The organism is Enteractinococcus helveticum (genome assembly GCF_001657475.1).
Lineage (GTDB): Bacteria > Actinomycetota > Actinomycetes > Actinomycetales > Micrococcaceae > Yaniella > Yaniella helvetica.
This window is the reverse complement of record NZ_LXEY01000016.1, coordinates 131,597-158,397: the sequence shown is the minus strand read 5'-3', so window position 1 is coordinate 158,397 and position 26,801 is coordinate 131,597. Positions and strand designations below refer to the sequence as shown.

Annotated in this window: 23 protein-coding genes; 15 read left to right on the top strand and 8 right to left on the bottom strand. The window is 55.4% G+C overall.

All coding sequences use genetic code 11. The features are described from left to right. Nucleotides 1-10 precede the first annotated feature (10 nt). The 3 genes from A6F49_RS06270 to A6F49_RS06260 are packed head-to-tail and all read right to left on the bottom strand — an operon-like array spanning nucleotide 11 to nucleotide 3,581. Complete coding sequence (locus A6F49_RS06270; RefSeq protein WP_043055409.1) at nucleotides 11-1,135, bottom strand: NAD(P)-dependent alcohol dehydrogenase; 1,125 nt, start codon at nucleotides 1,133-1,135, stop codon at nucleotides 11-13. Between the two features lie 44 nt (nucleotides 1,136-1,179). Further along, the gene (locus tag A6F49_RS06265) at nucleotides 1,180-2,688 is read right to left on the bottom strand and encodes a flavin-containing monooxygenase (RefSeq protein ID WP_043057555.1); all 1,509 of its coding nucleotides are present in this window, start codon (nucleotides 2,686-2,688) and stop codon (nucleotides 1,180-1,182) included. 32 nt (nucleotides 2,689-2,720) lie between these two features. Then, nucleotides 2,721-3,581, bottom strand: a complete 861-nt coding sequence (locus A6F49_RS06260) for an alpha/beta fold hydrolase (RefSeq protein ID WP_043057556.1) — start codon at nucleotides 3,579-3,581, stop codon at nucleotides 2,721-2,723. Nucleotides 3,582-3,807: 226 nt separating this feature from the next. On the opposite strand from A6F49_RS06260, the gene A6F49_RS06255 reads away from it, so the two are divergent. The 6 genes from A6F49_RS06255 (at nucleotide 3,808) to A6F49_RS06230 (ending at nucleotide 10,848) form a co-directional block, all read left to right on the top strand. Continuing rightward, nucleotides 3,808-4,638 (top strand): IclR family transcriptional regulator, encoded by an 831-nt coding sequence (locus A6F49_RS06255; protein WP_043057557.1) that lies wholly within the window; start codon nucleotides 3,808-3,810, stop codon nucleotides 4,636-4,638. Nucleotides 4,639-4,724: 86 nt separating this feature from the next. Continuing rightward, complete coding sequence (locus A6F49_RS06250; protein WP_043057558.1) at nucleotides 4,725-5,729, top strand: MBL fold metallo-hydrolase; 1,005 nt, start codon at nucleotides 4,725-4,727, stop codon at nucleotides 5,727-5,729. A gap of 311 nt (nucleotides 5,730-6,040) precedes the next feature. Further along, a complete protein-coding gene (locus tag A6F49_RS06245) occupies nucleotides 6,041-7,330 on the top strand; it encodes a TRAP transporter substrate-binding protein (protein WP_043057559.1) in 1,290 nt (429 codons plus the stop codon). Between the two features lie 84 nt (nucleotides 7,331-7,414). Further along, the gene (locus tag A6F49_RS06240) at nucleotides 7,415-7,942 is read left to right on the top strand and encodes a TRAP transporter small permease (RefSeq protein WP_043057560.1); all 528 of its coding nucleotides are present in this window, start codon (nucleotides 7,415-7,417) and stop codon (nucleotides 7,940-7,942) included. A gap of 174 nt (nucleotides 7,943-8,116) precedes the next feature. Continuing rightward, nucleotides 8,117-9,487 (top strand): TRAP transporter large permease, encoded by a 1,371-nt coding sequence (locus A6F49_RS06235; protein ID WP_235604885.1) that lies wholly within the window; start codon nucleotides 8,117-8,119, stop codon nucleotides 9,485-9,487. 377 nt (nucleotides 9,488-9,864) lie between these two features. Further along, the gene (locus A6F49_RS06230) at nucleotides 9,865-10,848 is read left to right on the top strand and encodes an ABC transporter substrate-binding protein (RefSeq protein ID WP_043057562.1); all 984 of its coding nucleotides are present in this window, start codon (nucleotides 9,865-9,867) and stop codon (nucleotides 10,846-10,848) included. Between the two features lie 96 nt (nucleotides 10,849-10,944). Here the strand turns inward: A6F49_RS06230 and A6F49_RS06225 are convergent, their stop codons facing one another. From A6F49_RS06225 to A6F49_RS06215, 3 genes are all read right to left on the bottom strand, one after another. Then, nucleotides 10,945-11,913 carry an ABC transporter substrate-binding protein gene (locus tag A6F49_RS06225; RefSeq protein ID WP_043057563.1) on the bottom strand — a complete coding sequence of 323 codons (969 nt, stop codon included), beginning with the start codon at nucleotides 11,911-11,913 and terminating at the stop codon, nucleotides 10,945-10,947. Between the two features lie 119 nt (nucleotides 11,914-12,032). After that, nucleotides 12,033-13,217 carry an acyl-CoA dehydrogenase family protein gene (locus A6F49_RS06220; protein ID WP_043057564.1) on the bottom strand — a complete coding sequence of 395 codons (1,185 nt, stop codon included), beginning with the start codon at nucleotides 13,215-13,217 and terminating at the stop codon, nucleotides 12,033-12,035. Nucleotides 13,218-13,224: 7 nt separating this feature from the next. Then, nucleotides 13,225-14,787, bottom strand: a complete 1,563-nt coding sequence (locus tag A6F49_RS06215) for an acyl-CoA synthetase (RefSeq protein ID WP_201120260.1) — start codon at nucleotides 14,785-14,787, stop codon at nucleotides 13,225-13,227. Nucleotides 14,788-14,823: 36 nt separating this feature from the next. On the opposite strand from A6F49_RS06215, the gene A6F49_RS06210 reads away from it, so the two are divergent. From A6F49_RS06210 to A6F49_RS06180, 7 genes are all read left to right on the top strand, one after another. Then, a complete protein-coding gene (locus A6F49_RS06210) occupies nucleotides 14,824-15,315 on the top strand; it encodes a MarR family winged helix-turn-helix transcriptional regulator (RefSeq protein ID WP_052504801.1) in 492 nt (163 codons plus the stop codon). 100 nt (nucleotides 15,316-15,415) lie between these two features. After that, nucleotides 15,416-17,128, top strand: a complete 1,713-nt coding sequence (locus tag A6F49_RS06205; RefSeq protein ID WP_043057565.1) for a serine hydrolase — start codon at nucleotides 15,416-15,418, stop codon at nucleotides 17,126-17,128. 250 nt (nucleotides 17,129-17,378) lie between these two features. Then, the gene (locus A6F49_RS06200; RefSeq protein WP_043057566.1) at nucleotides 17,379-18,185 is read left to right on the top strand and encodes a hypothetical protein; all 807 of its coding nucleotides are present in this window, start codon (nucleotides 17,379-17,381) and stop codon (nucleotides 18,183-18,185) included. Next, nucleotides 18,182-20,017: a hypothetical protein gene (locus A6F49_RS06195; RefSeq protein ID WP_043057567.1), complete on the top strand. Its 1,836-nt coding sequence runs from the start codon at nucleotides 18,182-18,184 to the stop codon at nucleotides 20,015-20,017. The genes A6F49_RS06200 and A6F49_RS06195 overlap by 4 nt, the downstream gene beginning before the upstream one ends. Before the next feature lie 145 nt (nucleotides 20,018-20,162). Then, on the top strand, nucleotides 20,163-21,140 hold the full coding sequence (locus A6F49_RS06190) for a zinc-dependent alcohol dehydrogenase (RefSeq protein WP_043057568.1): 978 nt from the start codon (nucleotides 20,163-20,165) through the stop codon (nucleotides 21,138-21,140). A 20-nt stretch (nucleotides 21,141-21,160) separates the two neighbouring features. Beyond that, complete coding sequence (locus A6F49_RS06185) at nucleotides 21,161-21,544, top strand: 6-pyruvoyl trahydropterin synthase family protein (protein ID WP_043057569.1); 384 nt, start codon at nucleotides 21,161-21,163, stop codon at nucleotides 21,542-21,544. Then, nucleotides 21,544-22,521, top strand: coding sequence for a glycosyltransferase family 4 protein (locus tag A6F49_RS06180; protein WP_043057570.1), 978 nt, complete (start codon nucleotides 21,544-21,546; stop codon nucleotides 22,519-22,521). The genes A6F49_RS06185 and A6F49_RS06180 overlap by 1 nt, the downstream gene beginning before the upstream one ends. Here the strand turns inward: A6F49_RS06180 and ribA are convergent. Both ribA and A6F49_RS06170 read right to left on the bottom strand, forming a co-directional pair. Next, nucleotides 22,510-23,895, bottom strand: coding sequence for a GTP cyclohydrolase II RibA (ribA, locus tag A6F49_RS06175; RefSeq protein WP_043057571.1), 1,386 nt, complete (start codon nucleotides 23,893-23,895; stop codon nucleotides 22,510-22,512). The genes A6F49_RS06180 and ribA overlap by 12 nt on opposite strands. 246 nt (nucleotides 23,896-24,141) lie before the next feature. Continuing rightward, entirely contained in the window at nucleotides 24,142-25,215 is a 1,074-nt protein-coding gene (locus A6F49_RS06170; RefSeq protein ID WP_043057670.1) for a 2,3-butanediol dehydrogenase, read from the bottom strand. Between the two features lie 602 nt (nucleotides 25,216-25,817). Between A6F49_RS06170 and A6F49_RS06165 the strand changes: the two genes are divergently transcribed. Beyond that, nucleotides 25,818-26,606: a hypothetical protein gene (locus tag A6F49_RS06165; protein ID WP_043057572.1), complete on the top strand. Its 789-nt coding sequence runs from the start codon at nucleotides 25,818-25,820 to the stop codon at nucleotides 26,604-26,606. Then, on the top strand, nucleotides 26,603-26,737 hold the full coding sequence (locus A6F49_RS18585; protein WP_268751177.1) for a hypothetical protein: 135 nt from the start codon (nucleotides 26,603-26,605) through the stop codon (nucleotides 26,735-26,737). Before A6F49_RS06165 ends, A6F49_RS18585 begins: the two co-directional genes overlap by 4 nt. The last annotated feature ends 64 nt before the right edge of the window (nucleotides 26,738-26,801 follow it).

The following is a 26,801-nucleotide window of genomic DNA, read 5'->3' as shown; positions in this document are numbered from 1 at the left end:
ACTGGTGCTATTAGTTTGCGTCGGTATTCAGTAGTAAGACAGGTTTGATCGTGGCACCGGTACCGGCTTCTTCGATGGCAGTATCGATCTGGTTGAAACCATAGGTTTTGATGAGCCGGTCAAACGGGAAGCGGCCTTGTTTGTACAGCTCCAACAGCGCAGGGATGAGCTGAGCTGAGGTTCCTGAACCGCCAAGTGTGCCGACGACTCGTTGTCCCCACAGTGTGCGGAAGTGGTCGAGCGAGAAGCTTGCGTCAACGGGCGCGCCACCGATGAGAATCATGGTGCCCAGCATGCCCACGGCTTCCATCGCTTTTTCGATAACCGAAATTACACCGGTGCAGTCCAAAACATAGTCAGCAGGCCCGCCATTAATCCGCAGAATTTCTTCGACGGGATCCACAGCGCCTGAGTTGATCGTATCCGTGGCGCCAAGTTCTTTGGCTAATTCCAGGCGAGAATCGTGGAGGTCGATGGCAATAATGCGTGTCGCAGGAGTGTTTTTTGCCGCCATAATGGCTGCGAGACCAACCGCCCCGGCACCAAAGATCACCACAGATTCGCCGGCTTGTGGTTTGGCGGTGTTGAAAATGGCACCAGCGCCCGTGGTAATACCGCAGGCCAGCGGACCAACAAGTTCCAACGGAATATCTTTGTCCACCACGACAACGGCTGAAGCCAACGCTAGCGAGTAGGTAGCAAAACTTGATTGCCCGAAGAAGTGGCCGGAAAGTTTTGAGCCGTCTTGACGGGTATAGCCAGATTCGCCGGCTTTGGGGCCTTTGAGGCGGTGACCGCCCACGAGTGCTTCACCGATGCGCTCGCAGTAGCGGTGTTCGCCTCGCACACAATTCCGGCATTCTCCGCAGAATGGCCATCCCATGACGACATGGTCGCCGATTTGTACCGAGGTGACGTCGGGCCCGATCTTCTCGACAACCCCAGAACCTTCGTGCCCTAGCACACCTGGCAGTGGCAGGGGCATGTCACCCGACTGGGTATTCATATCGGTGTGACAAACCCCGGTGCCAACGACCCGCACCAGGATTTCACCGGGTCCTGGAGCGTCAAGTTCCAGGGTTTCTTGAACAAAAGGAGCGTTCTTGGTTTCTACAACATATGCGTCAATTTGCATAAAAGTTCCTTCTCTACGTATCGAGGTCTTGCAACATTCAGGGGTTAGACAGACGTGGTGACCGGGGCAGCTACCGACTGGTCGAGTGTGTAGCCGTCTGGGGAAAACTCCCCATTTTCATCGCGGAAGGCATATCCGAAATCCGGCCAAATAAGCGTGAGACGCCCGGAGCGTTCATCAACGTACCAGCTCTTACAGCCGCCGTTGATCCAGACCGTTCCTTGGGCGTTTTGCTGAATTTTTTCGACGTAGGCTTCTTCGGCTGCAGGGTCGGCTTCAATGGACTTCGCTTGGTTCGCCGCCACATAATCCAGTGCACCGAGAATGTAGTTCACTTGGGATTCGATGATGTACACGATGGAGTTATGCCCCAGGGAAGTGTTCGGACCATTAATGCTGAACAGATTGGGGAATCCTGCGACTGTGACCGAGTCATAAGCTTGCATGCCTTTTTCCCAGTGTTTCGAGAGGTTCAAGCCTTCCTTGCCGTAGACAAGTTGCGCATAAGGAGGCTCTGTTGCTTCGAAGCCGGTTGCAAAGACCAGTACATCGAGATCGTAGGTTTCACCCGAGGCCGCGATGGCTGTCGAGCCTTCAACATGCTGCAGCGCTGAGGCTTCCAGCGTAGTCACGGGCGCCTGCAGCGCAGGATAGTAAGTGTTAGAAATCAGTACGCGTTTACATCCTGGCTCATAGTCGGGAGTCAACTTTGCGCGTAGGTCGGCATCTTCGACTTGGTCGGCAAGATGGCGCAGGGCCATATTTTTGCCAGCTTCCAAAAACTGCGGGATCGCTCGCCGCTGAGCGTAGGAGTTTTCGCCTTCCCAGAACAGCTGGGAACGCAACTGACGCATGGTGTCTGGATTTCGTCGGAAGAGTCGCTTTTCTCCGTCGGTATATTCACGTTCCTGGCGAGGAATAATGTATGGCGCGGTGCGCTGGAAGACCACGAGTTCGGACGCAATCTTGGCTAGCTCTGGCACGATCTGAATAGCTGAGGCTCCGGTACCGACGATGCCGATACGCTTGCCTTCAAGTGACACATCATGATTCCAGCGGGCTGAGTGGAAGAGTTCTCCGGTAAAGCTTTCGAGCCCGGGAACTGACGGGTATGATTCATCCGCAAGGTGGCCGGTTCCAGTAATGACGAACTGCGCGGTGTAAGCGCCTGCAGTCGTTGCAACGTGCCAGCGCTGTTCGGCTGAATCCCACTGAGCGCTGGTCATGTCAGCATTGAAAACGGTATGTGGCAGCAGCCCCGCCTCGCGTGCACTGCTGCGCAGGTATTCCTGAATTTCGGGGCCCGGAGAAAAGGTGCGCGACCAGTCAGGATTCAGCCGATGCGAAAATGAATACAGGTGACTTGGTACGTCGCAAGCAGCACCGGGATACGTATTATCGCGCCAGGTGCCACCGACATCGTCAGCACGTTCGATGAGTAGGAAATCATTATCGCCTCGTCGTTTGAGAGCCATACCCATGCACAGTCCGGCAAAGCCGGTCCCGACGATGATAGTTTTGACGTGTTGTCGTGGCGAAGTATTGAGTGTCATGTAATTGTCCTTGAGAATGCGGGGCAGGCCCGTTACGGGGCTGGAGTGGGGATGATGGTGCCGGCGGGGTACTGGTCTGGAAGGTCCATAAATTGCTGAATATGATGGCTCAGCTCGCTGGGGCGTTCAAATACCACTGCATGACCGGTCGGGATCTCGACATATCGTGAATCTTGGATCGCACCAAAGAGCGCTTGCTGATGTCGCACCGGGACCATCTGATCATGTGTGCAACCAACCACGAGAGTCGGACACTCGATCGTATGAGCTGATTCGGTGATATCGATCCGACGATTCAAATCCATTTGGCGATCACCGAAGTGATCAAACTTCATGGCGTTCATCCCGGGTGCCAGGTCGTCTCTGGTTTTGTCCGCGAGGAATGGTCCGCCGAATGCACAAAACGTGGAGTATTGGCGCAGGACCGTATCGTCGTCGAGGTCTCGTAGGGTCCGCCAAATATCATTGCGCAGCAATTGCTGCTGATCGGTCTTGATCCATCCCGAAACCAGTATGAGCCGATCGACGAGATCAGGGCGTTGTGCCGCAACGACTGCGGTCACAACCGCTCCAAGCGAGTATCCCAGCAGTGCGACTTTTCGTCCGGGAACTGTTCGTTCGATCAGTTCGATGACTTGGTTTGCCAAATGCTCAAGCTGTAACGGGGAAGAGCCGCTCTCTTCTGAGGGATTCGACCAGTCGATCGAAATTACGCGTTGTTTTGCCGCGAGGACCGGAAAGAGAAAGCCAAAGTGAGATGCGGTAGAACCGGCAGTCCCATGGACTAGCACGAGCACATCATCACGGTTTTTATCGTCTTGTGAGTCGTAGTAAGTCATCTCAAGGCTAGCGAGTTCAGCGTGTTTTGGAACCAAGAGCTCTTCGGTGAGCATATATGCCCTTTCGTTTGCTTCGATCAAATGAAAACAACCATAGAAGTCCGCTAGATGGAATTGAAGAAATTTTGATCCGGCGCGGATGGTTGTGGCGTGTATGGCTACATCATGCCTTTATAAATGGAAATGTGTCAACAGGAAAAGGGCCACTTCATATAAAATCGCAGAAATTTCGTGACTTAAGTCTATACAGTGGACTTGTCGTGGGTTTATACTCTGATACATGATTGAACAACCGGCCGGGCATGATCCCGACAAAAAACAAGTGATCTCTCGAGTTGCGGCGATCCTCGCGGCCATCGCTGAGGGCGGGCCTCACGGTGTGCGCTTGGTTGAGCTCGCTGACGTCACAGGTATTGCCCGGCCAACCGTGCATCGGATGTTAGGGGAATTGCGTGCAGTCGGCTATGTGGAGCAGTTGCCCAATAAGCGCCACATCCTAGGTCAAACGTTGGCTCGGGTGAGTATGGCCGCGCCGAGTCCGAAACTCGACGTGATTGCATTGCAGGATATCGCGCAGGAACTTTCCGACCAGACTGGTGACACCACGTATGTCGCCATGCGAACGTTCGGCGCCACGTACTACCTGGTGCGCACTGAAGGCGCATACCCGGTTCGCGCACGGTCGGTAGAGCAAGGTGAGCTGATGGCGCTGACGGCAAGTTACTCGGGGCTGGTTTTCCTGGCTCAGCTCCCACCACATAAGCGTGAGGAGCATCTGGCGCGTGCGGAGACTAATCATCCAGCTCTGGAGTGGAGCGAGAGCAGCTCTTCTGAACACGTGGAAATTCTGCGGCAGACAGTGAATGCCTATGAAGACAACGGCTACATCTTTGGACACGATGTCGTGGTGCCCGGGATTTCAGGCATGGCAATGCCTGTTCCGGTGCGGCACGGCAAGCCATATCTTGTCGTCAGCCTGTCGGGGATTAACAGTCGTTTTCAACCGGAGCGACTCCAGCGACTCCATGAGCTGTTGAGCAATGCGGTAGCTCAAGTCGAGCAGGTCCTGGGCGAGGGGCAGGGAAACCGCGACGACCGGACTGCTTTGTAGGCGGTCTTGCTGCACGAAGAATAGCTCGTGATCTTCGAGAAGATTCAACAATTGATTTCAAAAATGAGAGACATGAAGGATTGATCATGGCAGAAGACTCAAATGTAGGAATGCGTGCCATCACGCTCGGTGCCGCTGGTGGGCCAAAATGGTGGGGTCGGAATGATGTCGATGCGGGCATAAGCACCGCGATCATCGTTGATGGTCGCGTCTACCTGGTCGATCTCGGTTCGGGGGCATCGCGTCAGCTGGCGAGAGCTGGATATGGCTACAGTGACGTTGAGGCGGTGTTTATCACGCATATGCACTCGGATCATACAGTCGACCTCGCAAGTATGCTCCTGTTCGGTTATAGCGACGTCGGACCGCGACAGGTCCCGGTCATTGGGCCAGCTGCCAGAGGTAAATTGCCGCCGCTCACCGAGTTTGCAAACAGCCAGCCCAATACTGTGCGCGCCGATGAACCAACGCCGGGGATCGCTGAGACACTGAAGCGCCTCGAGGGCGCGTACTCGACCGATATCAACGACAGAATGTTCGACTATGGCAGCCCGTCGCCACTTGAGAGTTTTGCTGTGACAGATATTGCGCTTCCCGCTACGGTTCCATTCGATGCAAATAACAATGTCGCACCCGAAATGGAGCCCTTTGTGGTGTTTGAGGACCCCAGAGTCCGTGTGAGCGCAATCCTGGTAGACCATCACCCAACGGCGCCGGCATTCGCATTTCGATTTGACTCTCGGTATGGCTCGATCGTCATCTCCGGTGACACCGGGTACTGCGAAAATACGATCCGAATTGCTGAAGGAAGTGATCTCTTGTTCCACGAAGCGATCGACTTGCAGGTGATGGAGGTGCGTATGCGACATTACCCGGATCCGAAGCGCCGCGAAGCGATCATGTCGCATCACCGCCGGGCACACACGACAGCCGAAGATGCTGGACGTGTTGCACAAAGTGCAGGTGCCAAAGCATTAGTGCTACACCACCTCGTCCCAGCCGATACGCCACTTGCTAACTGGCAGCAGGCCTCAAATACTTTCGACGGATTGGTGCATATTGCCGAAGATCTCGCGGTTTTTGAGGTTTGAAGTCGGCTGAAGCAGCTAGTAAAAAAGTTCAATAGATGGACTTTTGAGTCCTCAGGTGGCAGCTCAGGTTTCGTTGTGAAGTTTTTGTTGACTTGCGCCTAATACGGCGGTAATCTGTCACTCACGCTGTTATTCCAATCACATCATCCGTCAGATCATGCCGACCAAACTTCAAAATAGTTCACTAGGTGAAACTGTTTTCCGGCACGTTATCTCACGGATATTGACGTCATCGAGCGGTGACGGAGAGCTGTATTTACGCGTTGGCCCCTGTCTTGGGCGCAGCAGATTTTATGAAGAAGAGGAAAAATATGGGTTTTCAAGGTAGCAATTGGCAGACGACACGAGGAAAGTTCGCTGCGCTAGCGACTGCTTCGATTTTTGGACTGGTCCTGTCCGGATGTGCAGGATCGGTTGGAGGGTCTGAAGACAGCAACGAATCAGAAGGACTTCCTCTCGGAGCGACGGCAGCTGAATATCAAGAAGCGCTGGCGGATATGCCTGAAACCACGCTCGTGTACCAGCCAGAAGCACCTTCCGGGGAGGCAATTTCTTCGCCTCGAGCACTCGAATTCAAAAAGCGCGTTGAAGAAGTCTCGGGCGGCAAGCTGAAGATCGAAATCGTCTGGGGTCAGGCTGTTGCAGGCTACTCCGAGGTTGTCGATGCATTGGGTGATGGTCGCGTTGATATCGCGACCATTCTGCCAATCTATAGCCCCGCCGAATTCCCAGTAAACGACGCGTTTATTGTCGGAAGTACCCTGGGTGGTTCCTCTCCTCTTGCCGGTGAGTTAGCAAGCAACGCGGCTCTTTTGGAGGTTGCGTGGAACTCTGAAGAATTCTTGGCCGAACTTGATTCGCACGGTGTCGTGCCGCTGATTCCGTTCTATGGTGACGGCAACCAGTTTGCTATGTGTAGTAGTGAAGTATCGGAAGACTCAGGATGGAGTGGCCTCCAAAACCGAGTTTCATCATCGACTCAGAATGAGCAAATCAGTGCGCTAGGTGCCAGCCCGGTCTCCCTGGAATACCCAGAAATCTATGAAGCCCTGCAGCGCGGTACGATCGATTGCGCTATGGCGCACGGTGCAGCAGCAACCGGAAATGGCTTCCTTGAGGTTGCACCGCACTACGTCTATTCCGACGAAGTCTCGTTTGGACGAGGTGCACAATCCGTGGTTGCCGGCAGCAACTTCGAGAAACTGCCACTTGCCGCCAAGCAGCTGATCTTTGACGAAATGCTCACCCTGTTTGAACAGCAGTTGATCACCAGTATTCAGGGCAACATTAACATTTCCAACGCCATTGACGAGCACAACGGCTCAGCCCGCACGCTTAATGACGAAGAAGTCGCACAGTTGACTGATGTGTCCGCTGAACTGCTCGACGAAAAAGTGGAAGCCGGCGTCGTGCCAGAAGGCTTCTATGACGAACTGACCGAATCGATCGAAAAGTGGCGAGCCACCGCAGCAGAAATGGGACTAGGGGATGAGGGCGACCTGCAGTCGTTCAGTGAATGGTACAACCCAGAAACTGACGCTGTCCGTGACTTTGCCGAAAAAGTTTATGACGATGTAATGGCGGAACACCGCCCAAACTAGTAGTCGCTAGTCGGTCGGAGAGGATGGCCGGCGAAGATTTTTGAGGTTCGCCGGCCACCCCGCCCTCAACTATGGGAAGTAAATATGAAGAAACTCATAAAAGGTCTTGATACCTTCTTGACGACCGTCGTAGTGCTGATGCTCATTGGTTTGATGCTGCACGTTGTGGCCAACGCACTGGGCCGCTATTTCTTGAAGACTCCGTTGGACGGCACCAACGAGGTCGTCGCCTACTGGTACCTGCCAGTGATTACGCTCGGTGGTTTCCTTATTGCGCACTTCAGAAGGGAGCACATCAGCGTTTCGCTGGTGACTGACAGGCTTCGCAGACAGAACAAAAAAGAATTTCTTATTGTCGGGAGAATTCTCGGCATGTTGCTCAGCCTGGCGTTGGCCTGGTACGGGCTGCTTGAGGCAATTAGTAGTTTCCAAGTCGGTCTGACGGCGGGTGTATCCTCACTGCAGATTTGGCCTGTAATGTTCCTCGTGCCCATCGTTTTTCTTGCCTTGGCTGTCACCTTTATCGTCGAAGTGTTTTCGATTAGTCGCGGTGAACACGAGAGCGTGCAACAGGAAGCCGTAGCAGATGACGAAGCCATACAGGGTAGTTAGTTCGTCGGCACTTGATATTCTTGAGGGAACGAAATTATGTCTACTTTAAAAATAAGGGCCAGTGAAACTGATAGCCCTGTGGGATTGGTCCCTGATACGAAACGCGAGAAAGGCTCGTGGAAGCCTCGTCTCATCATGGGCGGTTTGATTCTTGCGTGCATCGTAGGAATTTTCTTGAGCACTAGCGCTCTGATGGCTGGTGCGCTCGTGATAGCGCTCATGATCATCCTGCTCTTCACCGGTATCCCGGTGTCATTTGCGCTCGCTCTCCCAAGCCTCGTGGGGATTTATGCCATCAGCGGGGTTCCGGCCACGGTGAACGTGCTCTCGGTTGCACCGTATAACGCGGTCTCGAGTTGGTCGTTGAGTGTTCTTCCGATGTTCATCTTCATGGGCATGCTGCTGACGGTCTCGGGCATGACCGGCAAAATGTATAAGGCTGCTGGTCACTGGTTCAACTGGCTCCCGGGGGGTCTCGGTATCGGCACTACGGCAGCCGGCGCTGGGCTGTCTTCTGTTTCGGGCTCCACGATCGGAATGACGTATGCCTTAGGGCAAGCAGGTATTCCAGAGATGCTGCGGGCAGGCTACGATCGTCGCGTTGCCGTTGGGACCGTCATTATTTCCGGACTGCCCGGCAACCTCATTCCGCCAAGTATTCTCTTAGTTGTTTACGCAGGCATCGCGAATACTCCCGTGGGACCCCAGCTGATTGCTGGCGCGCTTCCCGGTATTTTAGTTGCAGCGACTTTCGCACTGTTCCTGCTGATTCTCGGTTTGGCTGCGCCCCAGCTCTTTGGCAGGTACAAAAACAAGACACAGTCAACTGTGACCGTCACCTGGGGTGACCGGCTGCAGTCCCTGAAAGATATTTGGGCGTTCCCGCTCATTATGATTGTCCTGTTTGCGGGCATGTTTTCCGGGATTTTCACGCCCACTGAAGCCGGTGCCGGGGCCGCGTTGGTTTCCCTGCTGCTATGCCTGTGGTACCGGCGCAAAGAGCTACCATTTAAGACGATTGCCCAAGCCGCTTTGTCTTCGGTGGCTGCAACCGCCGCAATCTTCTTCCTACTCGTCGGTGCGGAGATGCTGACCCGCGTTCTCGCCGTGACCGGCCTGGCACAAGCAACCACAGACTTCATTACCGGCTTGGGAATGTCCCGCTTCGTCTTCCTGGTGTCGCTTATCGTCCTGTACCTCATCATGGGAATGTTCTTTGACACCCTGTCGATGATGTTCCTGACCATTCCAATTCTATTACCAACATTCGCCGCGATGGATATTAATGTGTTGTGGTTCGGCGTATTCGTGGTCTTGCTTGGTGAGCTTGGCATGATTACACCACCGGTTGGTGTGCTCAGTTACATTGTCCACAACATTGCGCAGAAGCCTGATGTGAATCTCGGCCAGCACATTAGTCTGAAAGACATATTTGTCTCATTGTCATGGTTCCTGCCGATCGCCGTACTCTTCCTATTCCTGATGATTTGGTTCCCAGAGATGGCAACCTGGTTGCCGGACATGATGGCAGAGCGAGGAGCCTAGCTGGTCATCCAGCTGTTTGGATAACTACATATTGTAAGAGCTAGTACAGCAGGATCGTTGACTCATTGGAGGAAAATGATCCTGCTGTGGCGTTTAGAGTGTCCTCTCTTCATCTTCATAAGGTGTCCTGAGACAGTGCGCTGTCTGTCATAGCGAGTGCTGATTAATTTTGGGACGGAAGGCATCGTCAAAGTCCCGTATGATAAACGCACTGTAACTCACATAACAAAAAAACGGGTCAGAACCCTTCCATTCGTGGCGAATGCCGTCTATTGTTGCTGTCAATCAATGAATATTTAGATCATTTACTTCAATTACTCAATCTCATGCCCTCCGGCGGTCCGTAGCGAACCGCCACCCTCACACTGGGAGATATTATGAAGAAGAAATTCCTATCTGGTTTTGCAACCGCTGCAGCCGCAGCGCTGATGCTCACCGCATGCGGTGGCGGTAATGGTGGCGACGGCGGTGGTGAAGCTGGCGGCGAGACCGAAGAAATGCGCGAGGTCAAAATCGGTGTGCTCAGCATCGCGCCGAGCGTTGGCGTGGCCTACGGGATAGAACACGGCATCTTCGAAGAACATGGCTTCGACGTCGAATACGAAATCTCCAGCGCGGGTGCAGCCATGCTGCCTGCGGTCTCAGCTGGCCAGCTCGACTTTGGTGTTGGGAACCCATTGTCGGTCACTACTGCTGTTGATCAAGGCTTGGACATGAAGATCGTTGCCGGCTACTCAAACTCCCTGGAAGAAGGCAACGACGTGGCTGGTGTGGTCACTCGTACCGACTCTGGCATTGAAACCTGGGCCGATCTTGAAGGCAAAACCACCGCGGTGAACGCGCTGAAGACTCTTGGTGACTTGACTGTCATGCACCTTGCTGAAGAAGACGGTGCTGATCCACAGGCGCTGAATTTCTCGGAAATCGGATTCCCCGACATGCCAGCCCAGCTAGAGCGTGGTAACACTGACGCTGTGTGGATTCCAGAACCATTCCTGTCGCAACTCTTGGAAGACGACGCCAATAAACTGGTGGGCTACTCCTTCCAGGAAACTGACCCAGGTATGGCCACAATGGTCACCTTTACTTCCGGTCAGCTCGCTGAAGAAGATCCGGAAATGGTCGCCGATTTCGCTGAAGCCATGACCGCAGCCCTGGCTGCCGCGCAGGAAGATCAGGAAGGCTCCCGCGAACTTTTGGTTGAGTTCCTGGAAATCCCAGAAGAAGCAGCACAAGAACTCGTTATGGAGCGTCTAGACGGTGAGTTGAACCGCGAACAGCTAATGTTCATGGTTGACCTTGCCAACAAATACGACTTCATTGACGAAGCGCCGTCTGAAGAAGACCTGTTCTTGAACTAGCTCATATATCTAGATATCGTTGAGCCCCGGCCATGCGGTCGGGGCTCAACTGCGTGTACTGTCCAGATCTTGGTTTCGAAGTGTCTTGCCGTCGTTTTATTCCAGGACAATCGTGTCGAGTTCGACCGCGTTATCGATGTATCCGTATTCAAGCGCTAAATCAGCGAGGTCCGGCAGAGCATTCGGCGCGATCTCAGTTCCCAAATCGTCAATGGTCATGGCTTCCACGACCTCTATGGGGATGTCGAGGTACTCGGAGACTTGCTGTCGGAACCCATCTGGATCGTTCGCGGCTGCTTCTAAGGTCTCTGCCAGTGCCGTCTCAAAGGTCTCGAGTAATTCGCTATTGGTTTCAGCAAAGTCGGCGGACGTGAATGTCACCAACGGTGGCAACTGTTCGATGACTGCTGCGTTTGCGGAGCCAATGTTTGCACGATCCGGATTGTTGAGGTTCGAGGTCAAAAACGGTTCCGGCTGCCAGATCGCATCAACGTTGCCAATTTCCAATTGGGCTTCCATGTCCGGGAATCCCAGCTCGGTGAATTTCACTTCATCAGGATCGCCGCCATCCTGTGCAACAGCACCCTTGACGACGAGGTCGCCTTGCGTTTGGACGGCATTGACAGCAACGGTCTTACCTTCCAGGTCTTTCCATGTTTCAATACCGGAGTCCGCTTGCACGACGATGCCATTGGTCATGTCATTTTCAATCGGCGGTGCGGCATAGCCCGAGACGATTCGCATATCGAGGCCCTGATCCGCGGCAATCATGATTGACAGCGGGTTACCGATAGCCAGATCCAACGACCCACTCGATACGGCCGGTAGTGCGGCTGCGCCACCCTGACCACTTTGGATATTGATGTCAAAGCCGTGCTTTTCGAAGATTCCTTGTTCAAAGCCGTACTCGAAGGCCGCGGATACAGCCACTGGCATGACACCGATTGAGAGCGTTGTCATGTCTTCTGTATCAGCAGTTGAGGACGTGTCATCGGAACATCCTGCAAGCACCAATGTGAGCGCGAGGGCTCCTGCAAAGATTTTTGGTGAGCGACGAATTTTCATGGGTTTACCTCTCAGATGTTGAGCTGTCGCAGCACATAACGTGCAGCGTTCGAATCGGTTTTTCACTCTGGGGATAGTTTGACGGGTCGAACCAAAATCGCTCGAGGTCAACGATGCCGCTAGACGAATGCTTGTCGGCCCGTGATGGTACGCGCGACGATCAACGAGTTCATTTCGCGGGTACCTTCAAAGGAATACAGTGCCTCCGCATCAACGAAGTGGCGCATGACGCCTTCATCCAGCACAATGCCGTTGCCTCCTAACAGTTCACGACACCATGCGACGACTTGACGGGTTTGACTGGCCACAACGAGTTTGGCCATCGACGAGTGCTGGTCTTCTTGTCGACCTTGGTCCGTCATTCGAGCGATCTCCATGGTCAGCGCCCACGACGAGGTGATATTCGACAGACACTTGGCTAACAGATCCTGGACCAGCTGGAAATTATGCAAGCTTTGACCGAACTGTTCTCGCTGTTGGGTATATGCCACAGTTTTTTCATAGGCTCCCACCGCATTGCCTAGAGCCGCAAAGGCCACCTCTAGGCGGGTCAGCTTCAAAACTTTTGCTGTATCTTGGAATGAATTGGCGCTCTGCAAGCGCATATTTTCGGGCACGAAAACGTTGTCAAGGGTGATATCTGCGTTTTGGACGATGCGCAGGGCGTACTTATTTTCAATCTTGGTTGCACTAAAGCCCGACGTTGTTGTGTCAACGAGAAAGCCCTTGACCTGCTGGTCTGCTGTGTCCTTGGCCCAGACCACGGCGAGTCCGGCAATTGTGCCATTGCCAATCCAACGCTTGGTGCCGTTGAGAATCCAGCCGTTGCCGGAGTGCTGAGCCGTGGTTTCTAAACCTCGAGCGACATCCGAACCGTGATCGGGTTCGGTTAGCGCAAAACAACCGATCAGTTCCCCGTTAGCCATCTTGGGGATGAATTCTTGGCGCTGTTCTTCGGATCCGCATAACATCACTGAACCCATAGCCAAGCCGGTATGTACACCAAAAAATGTGGCCAGCGATGCGTCGACTCGTGCCAGTTCTAGGGCGATCATGCCGCGAAACAGTGCTGAGTTTTCAAAGGGGCGGGTCTGCTCATATGGATGATGGAACCAGCCGGCGTCTGCAAGATTTTTGAGCAGATCGTGGGGGAATGAGCCGTCTTGCCACCACGTGTTGACGTATGGCGCAGCGTGTTCTTCCAAGAAGGCACGCAACGATGCCAGTGTAGTTTTTTCTTGGTCGGACAGGTAGGTGTGGGTTGCCAGAAAATCAGCTAAAAGGGGCTCGTACGTGGTGGTCATGATACTCCTAGGCTTGCTCGCGCAGAATGTTCTTGCGTAATTTCCCGGTCGAGGTACGTGGCAATTGCTCGACGAAAATGATTGATTTAGGTTGTTTATATCGAGCAAGCCGACCCTGCAACGCAGAAAGCACACTGGTTTCCGTCCACTCAGTGTTCGAGTCGGGCACGACAAAGGCTCGCCCTACCTCGCCCCACTTCTCGTCATCGATACCAATGACCGCTGCTTCGGTGATCCCCGGTAGATCCATCAGCACGGATTCGATTTCGGCAGGGTAGATGTTTTCTCCGCCCGAGATGTACATATCTTTGGAGCGGTCCTTGAGAGTATAAAATCCATCATCGCTCACCGAAGCGATATCGCCGGTGCGGAACCAGTCATCTTGAAACGCGTCGTCAGTGGCATCCGGCCGATTCCAGTACTTGCGAAAAACATTCGGACCGCGCGTGAGAATCTCACCGACGGCGGCATCCACATTGGCATTGCCTGAAGGGTCCTGCAAGCGGACGTCGACCAAAAACTGTGGTTTGCCTGCTGAGCCAGTATGCTCGCTGGCGTCCTCGGCCGAGAGTTTTAGCACCGCAGGGGAGGTTTCGGTCAGGCCGTAGCCTTGCTGAACCTCCACCTGGTGCTTGGCCCAGTCGCGCAGCGTCCGCTGCGAGACCGGCGCACCGCCGACAATAACCGTCTTGAGCGATCCCAGCGTTTCGGCGGTGAAACTGTCGTCGGCACTCAGGGCATCAAGCATCGCCGGGACACCAAACATGCAGGTAACGCCTCGATCACGAATAACTTCTAGCACGGTCTGGGGCACAAACGACGACAGGATCTCTATGGTGCCACCCTTGAGGAACACTGGCAGCACGAGACCATTGAGTCCTGCAATGTGAAACAGCGGGGCTGCTGCGAGACACACTTCGTGGCTGGTGAGATCGGTTTCAATCAGTACGTTGATGTCATTGAAAAAGATATTTCCGTGGGTCAATACCGCACCCTTGGGCTGACCCGTGGTGCCTGAGGTGTACATCAACAAGCATGGATCATCCATGCCGACGGCTACCTGCGGAACGGGCGCATCAGACAGTAGCTGTTCAAATTCGGCGGAATCGACGTCGATCGATAACAGCTCTTGTTGAAGCGACGACTCCACACGTGCCACGACGTCGTGAACTTCGGAGCCGTGCACTAAGAGGCTGGCACCGGAGTCTTCAATCATGAACTGAATCTCTGAAGGGCTCAATCTGGCATTGAGTAATACCGTGATCGCACCCAGGCGTGAGGCAGCGAATAATACGGTCAGTAAATCTGGGTGATTGGCGCCAAAATAGGCAACTCGATCGCCGCGCGAAATACCGCGCTCAAGCAAACCCGCGGCCAATGATTCCACTCGAGCAGCAAGCTGCTGGTAGGTATCTTCGCGTGTACCGTAGCGTAACGCCACTGCGTCGGGGGTGAGTCGAGCTCGGCGAGCGGGCCACGAACCGAGGCCAATATTCTGTCCTGACAACATAATCCCCTCCAAATCCATGAAAATATAAATGATCAGGTTTCCTGATGATAAGTATGTCATGGCTCACTTCATGATGCAATCGGTTAGAGTGCCTATATGACCGCAGCAGAACAGATGCCGCACTCCGATAAATTTCGTGAAATCCCATCGTTGATTTACTTACTAAAGTCAGCGGAAGCGGCTAGCCGGGCCGAGATGGATGCACTCTTGCGCAACACGAATGTCACCACCATGCAGTATCTGACCCTGGGCGTGCTCCTGGAACATGAGGCGCTGTCTGGTGCAGCGCTGGCTCGGCGTACTTTTGTGCGGCCCCAGTCAATACAGGACACCATTCGCGCACTAGAAGCCAAGGGGTACATTGAGCGCGTGCAAACCACCCAGGATCGCCGTGAGCGCGTCATCTCAATAACCGAATCCGGGGCGGAGCTGATGCGCGAACTGGAACCCAAAATCGCCACCTTTGACGCCGCATTATCCCAGGGCATGGCGCCAACTGAAGAAGCGCAATTTCGAGCGTTGCTACGCCGAGCGAAGGCCAATGCGCAGCATTTCGCATCTGACGTGCACCATGTCAATGAAACATGACGCGACATAGGGCAAATTCAAAGTTTCAACAAGTATTGTTCCTAGCAGTGATTAGACACACTAATCACCGCAAACCTTAGCGGCAGCCTGCGTGGAGATCATGACACGAAACATCACTGCACTTCGTCAGCGTATTCAACACCTCACTGAACGGTACCCCTTTGCCGTGCATTGGCAGGTGCGTGACATCGCCACCGGGCAAACCATCGGGCACGAAGACCGCACTGTTCTTGGCTCCTTTAGCACCCGCAAGGTGAGTGTATTGCTGGCCTGCCTGGCGCTGGTACGCGCTCGCAAACTCTCACTTGATGACACATTCGTGATCACTGAGGAACTCAAAGACGGCGTGCAGGCGGGCATCATGCGAAACCTCTCACCGGGTATTGCTCTGAGCCTGCGCGATCACTTGGCGCAGATGATGATCACCTCTGACAACATTTGCACCCAGTTAGTATTCGAAGCCATCGAACAAGCCACCGGCAACGCCCTACAGTGGGTCAATGACTACTGCGCTCAGGCCGGCATGTTCGACACCCTTAACCGCGAAGTCTTCCCACGCTCGGGGGATCTGCCCTGGCACCACTCGATTGAATCCATGACGGTCACCTCCGCTCATGACCAGGCACTCCTGCTGGAACGTCTGGCCCACGGCATTGGAAACGAAGACGTCGCCGACGGCATGGGCCTCACCCCGGAGCTGTGCCAACTGGCCATTGAATTCATGAGCCATATTTACACCCCGCTATTGGGCGCACGCGTCGACAACGGGCGATTTGTGGAAAAGAACGGTCGCGGCATCCGCGGCCTATCCCAGGTGGGGCTGCTGCTGGACGACGACGATGCCCCGGTCGCCTCCGTAGCCGTCTTTGCCGAGTCGATTCCGGTGGCACTGTTTGACGATGTTCCCGGGCGTGCCCGCGCAATCGAACTCTTCGTCAACTTCGGCCAGCTCCTCGAAGAACACTTCCTTGACGGCACGCTGGCACCTATGGCTGAGCGCCACATCATCCAACCCGACTTCTGGGAACAAGAATTTGGCGAACTGCTCTACACTGCCGAAAACAGCCGTGCCGTCAATGCAGACATGACCTTCAACTTCTCCGGAGTGGGCAAAGTCTTTTTCGCCGTCATCCTGGCTGAACTCGCCGTAGAGCACGCTGACCTGCTGGACAGCACCCTGGAGATTACGCTCGAACATCGCCAACGTGCTGAAACCGGTACGCTGCGACATTTGACCGGCCCACTGCAGCTGGGCGTAGAGGACGCGATCCAACTCATGATGGGCAGCGGCGATGGTGCTGCAGCCCTGGCGCTACTGGATTATCTACACGGTCGCGAAATCGATGTCCTATCCCGAGCACAATCGTGCTTTGCCGAGCTGAAAAATACGGAAGTCACCGGTCTTGAAAAAGACACCTCGGCCGGTGAAGCATTTATCGGCACCACAACCGCTGCTGACCTGTTGTTGGTGTTACGCAAAATCATCGACGATGATGGTCTGGTCAAAGCATGGATGTCGCACGTCTTTGAGCCAGGCGGTCTGGCCTGTGCACTGCCCGGCTACGGCCCACACACAATTGATCACTGGACGGTAGCCAGCTGGGCGCACATGATTCGATACCGGCCAGAACACGGACGAACATCGGTGCTGATTCTCAACGGATCGAATGGTCACTACGGGGTCGTGGCCCACGCACCCGTGGGGACAGAAGATGTCTCAGCGAAATTCGGCAGTCTTGGTCAATCATCGGTACCGTGTTCGAAAACAGCTCTGCTCCAAGACATCGAACAGCGGGATACGACAGGTCGTTAAACCGTAGATAAACCGCGCGAAAGCTGTGCACCTGATGCCCCATGCTCGTGGGCTGCTGACGAGTATAGAAAAGCAGCCGTGGCAGGACTACAACATGAAATATCTATAACAGTTTAGTTAAACCTTTGTGTTTTCGGCGGGCATACCTTCAGGTGTTGGGCAATCGTTGATAGAAGTTGACGCTGACCTGGGGCTGTATTGCCACAGAAACTGCCAGGTCCTGTATCACTCACTTTGCTTGAGGAGCGTCATGAGCAATTCAACACCCAATGATGGCAACGTGTCTGGCCACCACCAGGCCACGGAGACCATGCCACCACCACCCGAGTATCCCGCAGGTCCCCAGCCACACGGACCACAACAACCCGCTGGACCGAATAACTTTGCGATCGGACTCCGCGACCAACTCACCGTCATCACCCACCTGGCCAAGGGCCAAACCATTCAGGCCTTCCAAGTCACCTCCCGCTCACCGTTGCTGTGGCTTGTGACCCTGATCGCCGGCATGGTGCTTCTGAGTATCCTGCTGACAACCGCCACGGCCCGCCTATCCGGCGCCGCGATGAGCTCCATTAGCTCATTTTTCGGCGGCTCATCCGTCTACTTCGGCATGACCGCAGGAGCCTGGTTCAGCCTGGTCTTCGCCAGCATCATGGTGGGCGCGCTGGTCATGCTGCTGCGCGCCATCGCACTGCACCTCACCTTCCAATTGGCCGGAAAACCGCAGCCCTTCCGGACCTCCATGAGCCTGCTGGCCACCTCCTATAGTCTGTTTCTGCCAATCATGGCCATCGTGCTGGTGCTCATCCTCATTCCCGGCGGCACCTGGGCTATGATCATGGCCGCCATCGGCACCTTCCTGTGGACCCTATTCACTTTGGTTGCCGAACTGCTGATCTATATCGGTCTGAACCGCACCACCGGATTCGCAGCATCCCCACTGCGTGCCCACGTGATTGCCACTGGTATCTGGATGATCGCCGTCGTCATTATCTACCTGTTGGCCAGCATGATCGTGGGCGAAATCGCGTTTGACGCCCTGGGCGGGATGCTATGAGTTCCCCAGACACATTCGACACCGCACCACAGCCGGTGGCTCGCCGATTTCGCATCACGGCTCTCGTGACCGCAGCCCTGTTTGTGCTAGCGGCCTGTGGGGCACAAGTCAGCTCGGAACTTGAATTCTCCGACGACGAATCCGGTACCCGCACCCTCGTAGCGACCATCGCCGAAGAAGACCTGGAATACCTGGAAGGCGGCATCGAAGCCACCGAGGCAGCACTGCAAGCTCACCTGCCAGAGCAACTTTCCTTCGCAGGAATTGCCGAAGCCAGCGACGAGGCCGAAGAAGCCGCAGATGCCTCCGACAGCTACGTGGCGACCTTCGAACTAGACTTCTCTGACCGGGCAGATTACGCGGCCAAAGCGCAAGCGCTCCTTGACCTGGCGGTAGAAAAAGAAGAAGCCGTTCGCGATAGCAGCCAGGGCGAGGTCCAACAGAAAACTGCTGAAGTCGTCTTCGAACAAAGCGACGGCCCACTGCTAGACGGTGTCATCCTCGACGAAAACTTCACCGGCGCCGAACTGCTGGATTGGGCCAGTTATGCCCTGGTGGAAGAAGGTGTCGTCGCCGAAGAAGAATCCAGCAGCATCATTGGTTCCGCCGGCACCGAAAGCCGTGTTGTGATTGGCGGTGAAGAATATGAATCGAGCGAACCATTCTCGGTCTCTGAGGGCACGGACCACCGCTTCAGCGATGTCTCGGTGACCATGACCGATAGTGGCACGGTTGTCGAATTAGCGGCAGCTTTCAACTCGGGTGACTACGACACCGGATTTGAACTTGGCCAGCAGTACTTGCAAGACACCGGGGTTGGCGAACTAGAAAGTACCGACGACGGATATTGGACCGTGACGCTCGACGACTCGGCCTCCCTGCAAGAACAGCTTTCCGGGCTCCTGGGTATGGAGGAATTGGAAATCCAGGTCGAAGAAACCGCCAATAGTGAAAACGGCACCCTGCTGACCACCCTGAACGGTACCGGGTTTAGCTGTGCCGCGGTGTGTCGCGATACTCCGTCCATCGGGGTGTCGTGGGGCAGTGACAGTATCACCCCGATAGATGAAGAAGCCGAAGGCGATACCTTCCAGGTCAGCTATGAACGCGGTGTACGCGTCGAACAGGTCGATGTTGAAACCACCGTTGGCATGTCAGGAAACATCGGACAAACCTACCGGTTCGCAGTCGATTCCAGTCAGGTGGAAGCCTTCGGTGAGGATCTCCAAAGTGTCTTTGCCCCACCGGAAGGTGCCGGCAGCATCGAAACCGAAACCACAGACGACGCCACCGTGTTTGTGACCACGCTGGACGCTGCAGAACCAGCAGAACTTAATGCGACCCTTGAAGAGTTTCTGCCCGGGTCCAGCATTAGCGTCTCTGGATTTGAGGGCATCTGGCCCGAATACCGTGTGAACGTGAGTTCCTATGGTGTGCAGGCCCTCGGGGCCACTCCGGTCCAGAGCATCAACCTGCCGATCATGCACTCCGCCAACCAGGATGCCAGCACCGGTATCAATGACGACCTGGCTGCGGATCAAACGGACTACACGGTCGTGGCCTCTGGGCCCACACTGTCCGGGTTGATCACCCTGGGTGTCATCTTCGTAGTGGTCGTTGCCGCGATCGTGCTGATCGTGGTCTTCCGCAAGCGCATTGCCGCAGGGCTACGCTCTGCACAGCAACAGGCCGCCGCGATGCAAACTGCCACGCCTGCCGACCAAGCCCCAGGCTCCCAGCATGAACACAGTGCAGCTGCGGTGCCACCGGAGGCTTTACTGCATGACGACGAGGCCTGGCAGGCCGAATTCTCTGAAGCCAAATTGCACTAGCCAACCGCTTGAGGCAGTGAACGCATGTTTGAGGGGTAGAACGCTGTTGTTCTACCCCTCAAACGTTTCCGATTGCCCAAACCGTTGGGAAACTCTCAGCACCCAACCATGGTCTCGCCAGCGGTATTCCCGCTAGGCTGCACTTATGGCTTGGCAGTACTGGACTACCGCGCCGCGTAGCAGTAGCTGGCGCGAAGTCCCCACCCCAAACGTCGATGCTGCGCACCCGCTGCGCATCCGAACCACGGCAACAGCTCTCTCCAAAGGCACCGAAACCCTCGTCCACAACGGGCAGGTGCCAGCCAGCATCGCCCAGCACATGCGCGCCCCCGCACAACTCGGCGACTTCTCCTATCCGGTGTCTTATGGTTATCTTGCCGTTGGCGTCATCGACCAGGGGCCCGACCCATGGCTGGGCCAGCGCGTCTTCGGGCTGCTGCCACACCACAGCCACCACCTCGTGACCCCCGACGAAGTCCTACCCATTCCCGACCACATCTCCGATCATCGCGCACTGCTCACCGGAGCCGCCGAAACCGGCATCAACATCCTCTGGCAACACCCGCCCCGCTTTGGCGACCGGGTGACCATCGTCGGCGCCGGCATGATCGGCGCGACCACAGCACTGCTGGCAGACCGAATGCCGCTGGAGCGCCTCGAAATCGTCGACGTCAACCCGGCCCGACGCCAACTACTCACCGAATGGGGCATCACCGCGGTAACTCCAGAAGCCGCGGCAGCCGACTGTGACATTGTCATCCACGTCTCTGGGCATCAGGCCGGACTTGCCCGGGCTCTAGAAATTGTTGGCGACGACGGCGTGGTCATTGAAGCCTCCTGGTATGGCGACAACGCGCCCGCCGTCCCACTGGGAGCCGATTTCCACGCCCGGCGTCTGAATATTATCGCAAGCCAGGTGGGCCAAGTACCGCCCGGCCACCGGCATCGACGCACCACCGCACAACGCAAAGCTGCCGGTCTGGCCGCGCTGAGAGACGACCGTTTTGATGATCTGATCACCGGAGTATCCCACTGGACCCAACTTCCACAGATCATGCACCAGGCCACGACCCCCGGTGACTTCGCCGATGCGACCCTGTGCCACGTCTTTGAATACCCTTAAACCATAGGAAGGACCACCGGATGTTTAGTTTGACCGTCAACGACTACGTGATGATCGCCCACAGCCTGCCCAATGAATTCTTCGGCCCCGCCCAGCAACTGCACGGCGCAACCCTGACCGTTGAGGCAACGTTCACCCGGGCTGCGCTCGATGAACATTCAGTCGTGCTCGACATTGGGCACGCCACCCAGCTGCTCGACGACGCACTGGCACCACTGCGCTACGCGGATCTAGATTCGCATCCAGATTTTGCAGGTCGACTCTCCACCACCGAAGTCATTGCCCAATACATTGGTGACGCACTGGCGGCAAGCCTGGCCGAACAACCATATATCGGCATAAGTGTCACGCTGCACGAAAACCCGCGAGCTCGCGTGAGCTACACGGTTGCCGACCGGGGCTAATGTTCCATCTGATCGAACCCGATCTGGGGCGCATCAGCGGGGGACTGCGCTACAACTGGGCAGTTGTTGATGCCGCCAACGGCCAGTTGGCGCGCCACACACTTGCCGGTGGATGGCCCGAACCGAGTGACCAAGATATTGCAGACCTGGTGCACCTGATCGAGTCTGTTGATGGGCCCGTGGTACTGGATGGGCTCATTGGCTGTTCGCTGCCCACCCCGGTCAGGGCCAAGGTGCCAATTCTTCAGTTAGTACATGCATTAGCTCAGACCCCAGAGGCTACACGACGCGAGCAAGCATGCCTGCAGGCAGCTGATGCGGTGGTTGTCACCAGTCATTTTGCCGCAGATGAGCTGTTGAATCGACACGACGTGTGGGCGATCGTGGCAGCGCCCGGGGTTGCAGAACGTCCCATGGCAGCAGGTGGCACCGGCGGAAACCTCATCAGCGTCGGCGCAGTCGAGCCCAATAAGAACCAGGTTTTTATCGCCGAGGTCTTAGAAGAGTTGGCCGCACGCGGCGTCTCCGACTGGCATTGCACGTTTGCCGGGCCGCTCAATGATGCCGCGTACGCACACCGGCTGAGCAATACGCTGGCTCGTCTGCCAGGAGGTACGACGACGGCCACCGGTGAACTGGACGAAACGGAACTGGCTGCGGTGTATCACCAAGCCGATCTGCTGGTGTTCCCCTCGCACGCCGAAACCTTTGGGCTGGTCGTGCGCGAGACAACAGCAGCAGGCGTTCCCGCGTTCGTCACCGCAGGGACCGGGTCGCAAGAAGCACTCGGGTCAGGCGAAGCCCTGCCACTGGACAAGGAGCTCTGGGCTGACGCACTGGAGCAGTGGCTTACCGATGTGCAGTATCGACGTCGTCTCCAAACCGTGGCGCGTGCCGCCAGACAACAGCTGTCGTATGGTTGGCGCGCAACAGCCAACACGATTTTGGAAGTGCTGGGCTCAGCCTCAACCCATTGAAGGCTCTTGTTCTTGAACCTCACGTATCTGGGCTGGAGTTTGTGCCGAGTGTTTGCGTGCAGCCGCACTGAGTACGTACTCGGTGCAGACATCTTGACCGAATACGTAGCGCCGAAATGGGTAGCGTAGTGCCTTCGACATTTTGTCGGATCCTTCAAACCGGATACCCGGTACGCCGTCACCGATTAGTACCGGAGCCGTGGTGAGGAAGAGGCGATCCAGGGCACCGGCAGCAAGGAATTCCGAGACCGTCTGGCCGCCGCCTTCAACCAAGATGGAGCCCTGAATGTGTTCACGCAACACGGCGATCACCGCGTGCGGATCCACCCGCTGTGCCGAGGTGCTGGGCAAGCGCACGATCTTTACATGCTCTGCCAGCGGATCTTCCACTTCGGTAGCAGCGCCAACCAGCCAAATGGTGGGGGCATCCCCGGACTGCAGTACCTTGGAGTCCCGAGGAATCCGCGCTCGCGGATCCAAAATCACGCGTACCGGGTTCTCACCCTCAACGGCGCGTACGGTCAGTTGCGGATCATCGGCGACCACTGTGCCAGCACCTACCATGACAGCACCGACCGCCGCACGAATGCAGTGCAAATGACGCCGATCTAACGCTCCCGATACGAACATCGCATCACCGGAGCGGGTGGCAATGAACCCATCTTCGCTTTGCGCTAGCTGGGCCAAGACCTCGTCATTGGTAGCGATCGTGCGGTACACATCAAGGCTCATGGAATGATCCACATCAGGATGCCCATTGGGCACATCGTGGTTCATACGCGAACGCTTACTTTGCAGGTACGCACTATTTTCTGGACGGTCTGGCAGCTGCAGATTCAGCCGTCCAACAACCTCAATGCCAAGTTGGGTCAAGGCATCGGATTTCGCAGGATTCGAGGACAATAACCGGATGCGAGTGCATCCCAGATGCGTGAGCATTTGCGCTGCGGCGTGATAGTCGCGTGCATCCTCGGGCAGCCCGAGCGCTACATTCGCCTCGACGGTATCCAAGCCCTGCGTATCTTGCAGCGCATAGGCGCGAAGCTTATTTTCTAGCCCAATGCCGCGGCCCTCTTGGCCGCGCAAATATAACAGGATGCCCGTGCCAGCACTGGCAATTGCCTCCAGCGAGGCGGTCAGCTGATCTCCGCAATCACAGCGATGTGAGCCCAGCACATCTCCGGTCAAACATTCACTGTGCATGCGCACCAATGATGCCTCGGAATCGGCGAGCTCTCCCAGCGTCATCGCCACATGGGTGATCCCGTTGAACGTGTAGGAGCGCAATGTGAACGTCCCATAGTCGGTGGGAAGAGAACTTGGTGGCCCTGCAACGAGTGCAGTTTTCAAAGGTCTGCTGTGCTGTTCATCCATGGCTCAAGTGTAGGAACTTTATCTGTGAAGTGGCTATGGATCAGCCACGCTTGAGTACTCACGACGACAGTGCAGTGGGCCTCGGTCCTGCGTCTGCTGCAAAGAGCGGCTGGTCGCGCACGTACGAAATCCGGTGCGTCAGTGGAGTCACCCTAGAATACAGGTTTACGGCCGGACGCTCGCCACCAAAAGTGTGGCTGAGAGCCCGGCCGAAGTGTTTGTGCTGGTTATATTCGGGGCTAGAGCTTATCGGTCGAGTCCTTTGCCCGTCGGGGAGACCAAAATTTTGACTGCGGTGTCATTGTGGTTAATCAAGATGTCGAATCCTTTATCAACCAGATCATCCAGCGCAATCTTGTGGGTGATGAACGGCTTGAGATCAATTTTGCCTTCGCTTACCAGTTTGATGGACGGCTCGTGGCTAAAGTGATAGCCGATCGTGCCGCGCAGATCCTGTTCCCTGGTGACCAGCTTGACCAGGTCAGCTGCGGGTTTGTGACCCCAGATCGATTCGTTGACAATCACTCCGGCCTTCTTGACCGCGCTGAACAATGTGTTCAAAACGACGTCGACTGATGTCGCTTCGAAACCCACATCAGCGCCCTTATTGTCGGTAATGCGCATGACTTCTTCAATCACATCTTGTTCGGCTGGGTTGACCACGTGATCAGCTACACCGGTCTCTTTGGCAGTTTCGATACGTTTTTTCGACAGTTCGGACATAATCGTCGTGACACCGTGGGCCTTGGCCACGGCAGCGGTGAGCAAACCAATTGGCCCAGCACCGCCGATGAGTGCGACGTCGCCCTCTTTGGCACCGGAACGTTCAAACGCGTGATACGCCACGGCCAGTGGCTCGATCAGGGCTGCTTCATCCAAGGAAATGTTGTCAGGGATCGGGTGGACCCAATGGCGATTCACAGAAATTTGCTCAGCGAGGCCACCACCCATCCCGGCTAGCCCGATAAAGTTTTGATCCGGGGTGAGATGGTAGTTTTCCTTGCCCCAGTACTGCTCATGAATAATGTATGGCTCAACGACAACGTGTTGGCCGATGTCTAGATCGCTGACATTGGCACCTACTTTAGCGACGGTGCCAGAGAATTCATGTCCCAGGGTGATGGGTACTTCCTCACCGGAAATCGGGTGCGGATTGCCCTTGCTCGGAATGAAGATCGGACCGTCGAGGTATTCGTGAAGGTCGGAGCCACAGATACCACACCATGCGATATCGATGAGTACGTCATCGGCTCCCGGAGTTGGTCGTTCAATGTCTTCGATTCGGATATCTTTTTGGTCGTAGAAACGAGCTGCTCGCATTGTCATGGTGACACTCCTTGAGTTGGTCGACAACGCTAGATTCCCTAGCTATTCCATCGTCTCAAGCCGCACGTCAAAAGAAAACAGCCGATGAGTCACTTCACCGCATATTGACAGGAATGTCCCAGCACCCAGAGGAAACTCACATCTGGTGTTGTAGGCCCAAGCCGACTCGGACCAAAACCATGCCGAAATCAGGCAAGCTGCTCAGACAAGGGCTGCGATTTGAGTGAAGTCTTGTCCAAAATCCCCAGCGGGGTGATGCCGGGGTGATCCGAAAGACCAGTGTGGGCGATAGCCAGGACTTCAGCCTGAGCCCAGTGGGCGACTACGGGTGTGAAACGGTATCGGATACCGGGTGATACTCGGGGTTAAGCGGTGGTTCTAGATGGGTGAGGTAACGGGTGGATTCGGCCTCAAACCCCCAAATCAGCTGGAGAACTCAACGTTTTAACTCTTAGAGTTAACCTCGGACTTAGCGCCAAACTTGAACATCACCGACGCCTGAGCGCCGTCCAAATCACCACTCACTGGATAGAACACCCCAGCACTTTCTGGGGTGTTACTTGTTGATGCCAAAAAGCTTAGAAGAGGAACCCCATATGACGTTAGTTTCGCCACGACGAGGAATTTCCGCTGCCCTTGCGGTACTCGTATCGGCAATCTTCATCATGCCTAGCGGTACCGCTTTTGCTGATGAGCAAAATACGCCTCATCCAACTGAAATCGAGACGCATTCCACTCTACCGTTGGATTCAACGGTAGAGGAAGAGCCAGTGGCGGATGATGTTGTGCAGACTCCTGAACCGGTAGACAACGAACCAGCGGCAACGAAAGCTCCTCAACCTTCGGCCTCATCTCGTGTCGTCGAGTCAACCAAGACGACTTCTGATGAGTCCATTGAAAAAACTTCGCCAAATGCGCTCGCTACTACTGGTCGGGCACTGGTCTGCGAACCGGGCTACCTATACAGCATCCGTGGAAATGGTGATGTGTACCAAATCAAGCCAGGCGATAACCAGACTCGTGATACCGAACGGCAGGGCACGATGGGAACTGGGAGCTCCAATTACAACGGTATTGGCATCGGAGCCAGTGGTGGGCCTGTATATGCATACCAGCGCACTCAGAGCGGTAACTCAACGACGAATGCTCGAATCATGCGATGGGACGGAGCTGGCACAACTGCACAGCAGGTTGCCCCGACCTCGATTAAGTTGAACGGTAGCTTGGTGGCAGGCGCAGTCGACCTAACGGCGTCGTCCAAGGGCTGCTCTATGGACCGATTGGCGCATTTGTTGCCGAACAATTCCCCGCGAAAGTCCGTTACACAGGTGCTTCTCTGGCATTTCAAGGTGCTTCGGTTCTTGGGGCAGGATTCACGCCGATGATTGCCGCCGGTCTGGTTATTGTTGGCGGAGGCTCCATGTACCTGGTGGGAGCTTTCTGGGCTGGGATCATTCTCATCGGCACGATTGCAGTATTGTGCACCAAAGAATCTAGCGGACGTGACCTGACCTAAAAAATCGACACCTCGCGATGTCGATGTCTTGAGCATATACATGATGAGGCGCTCCAAGACCACT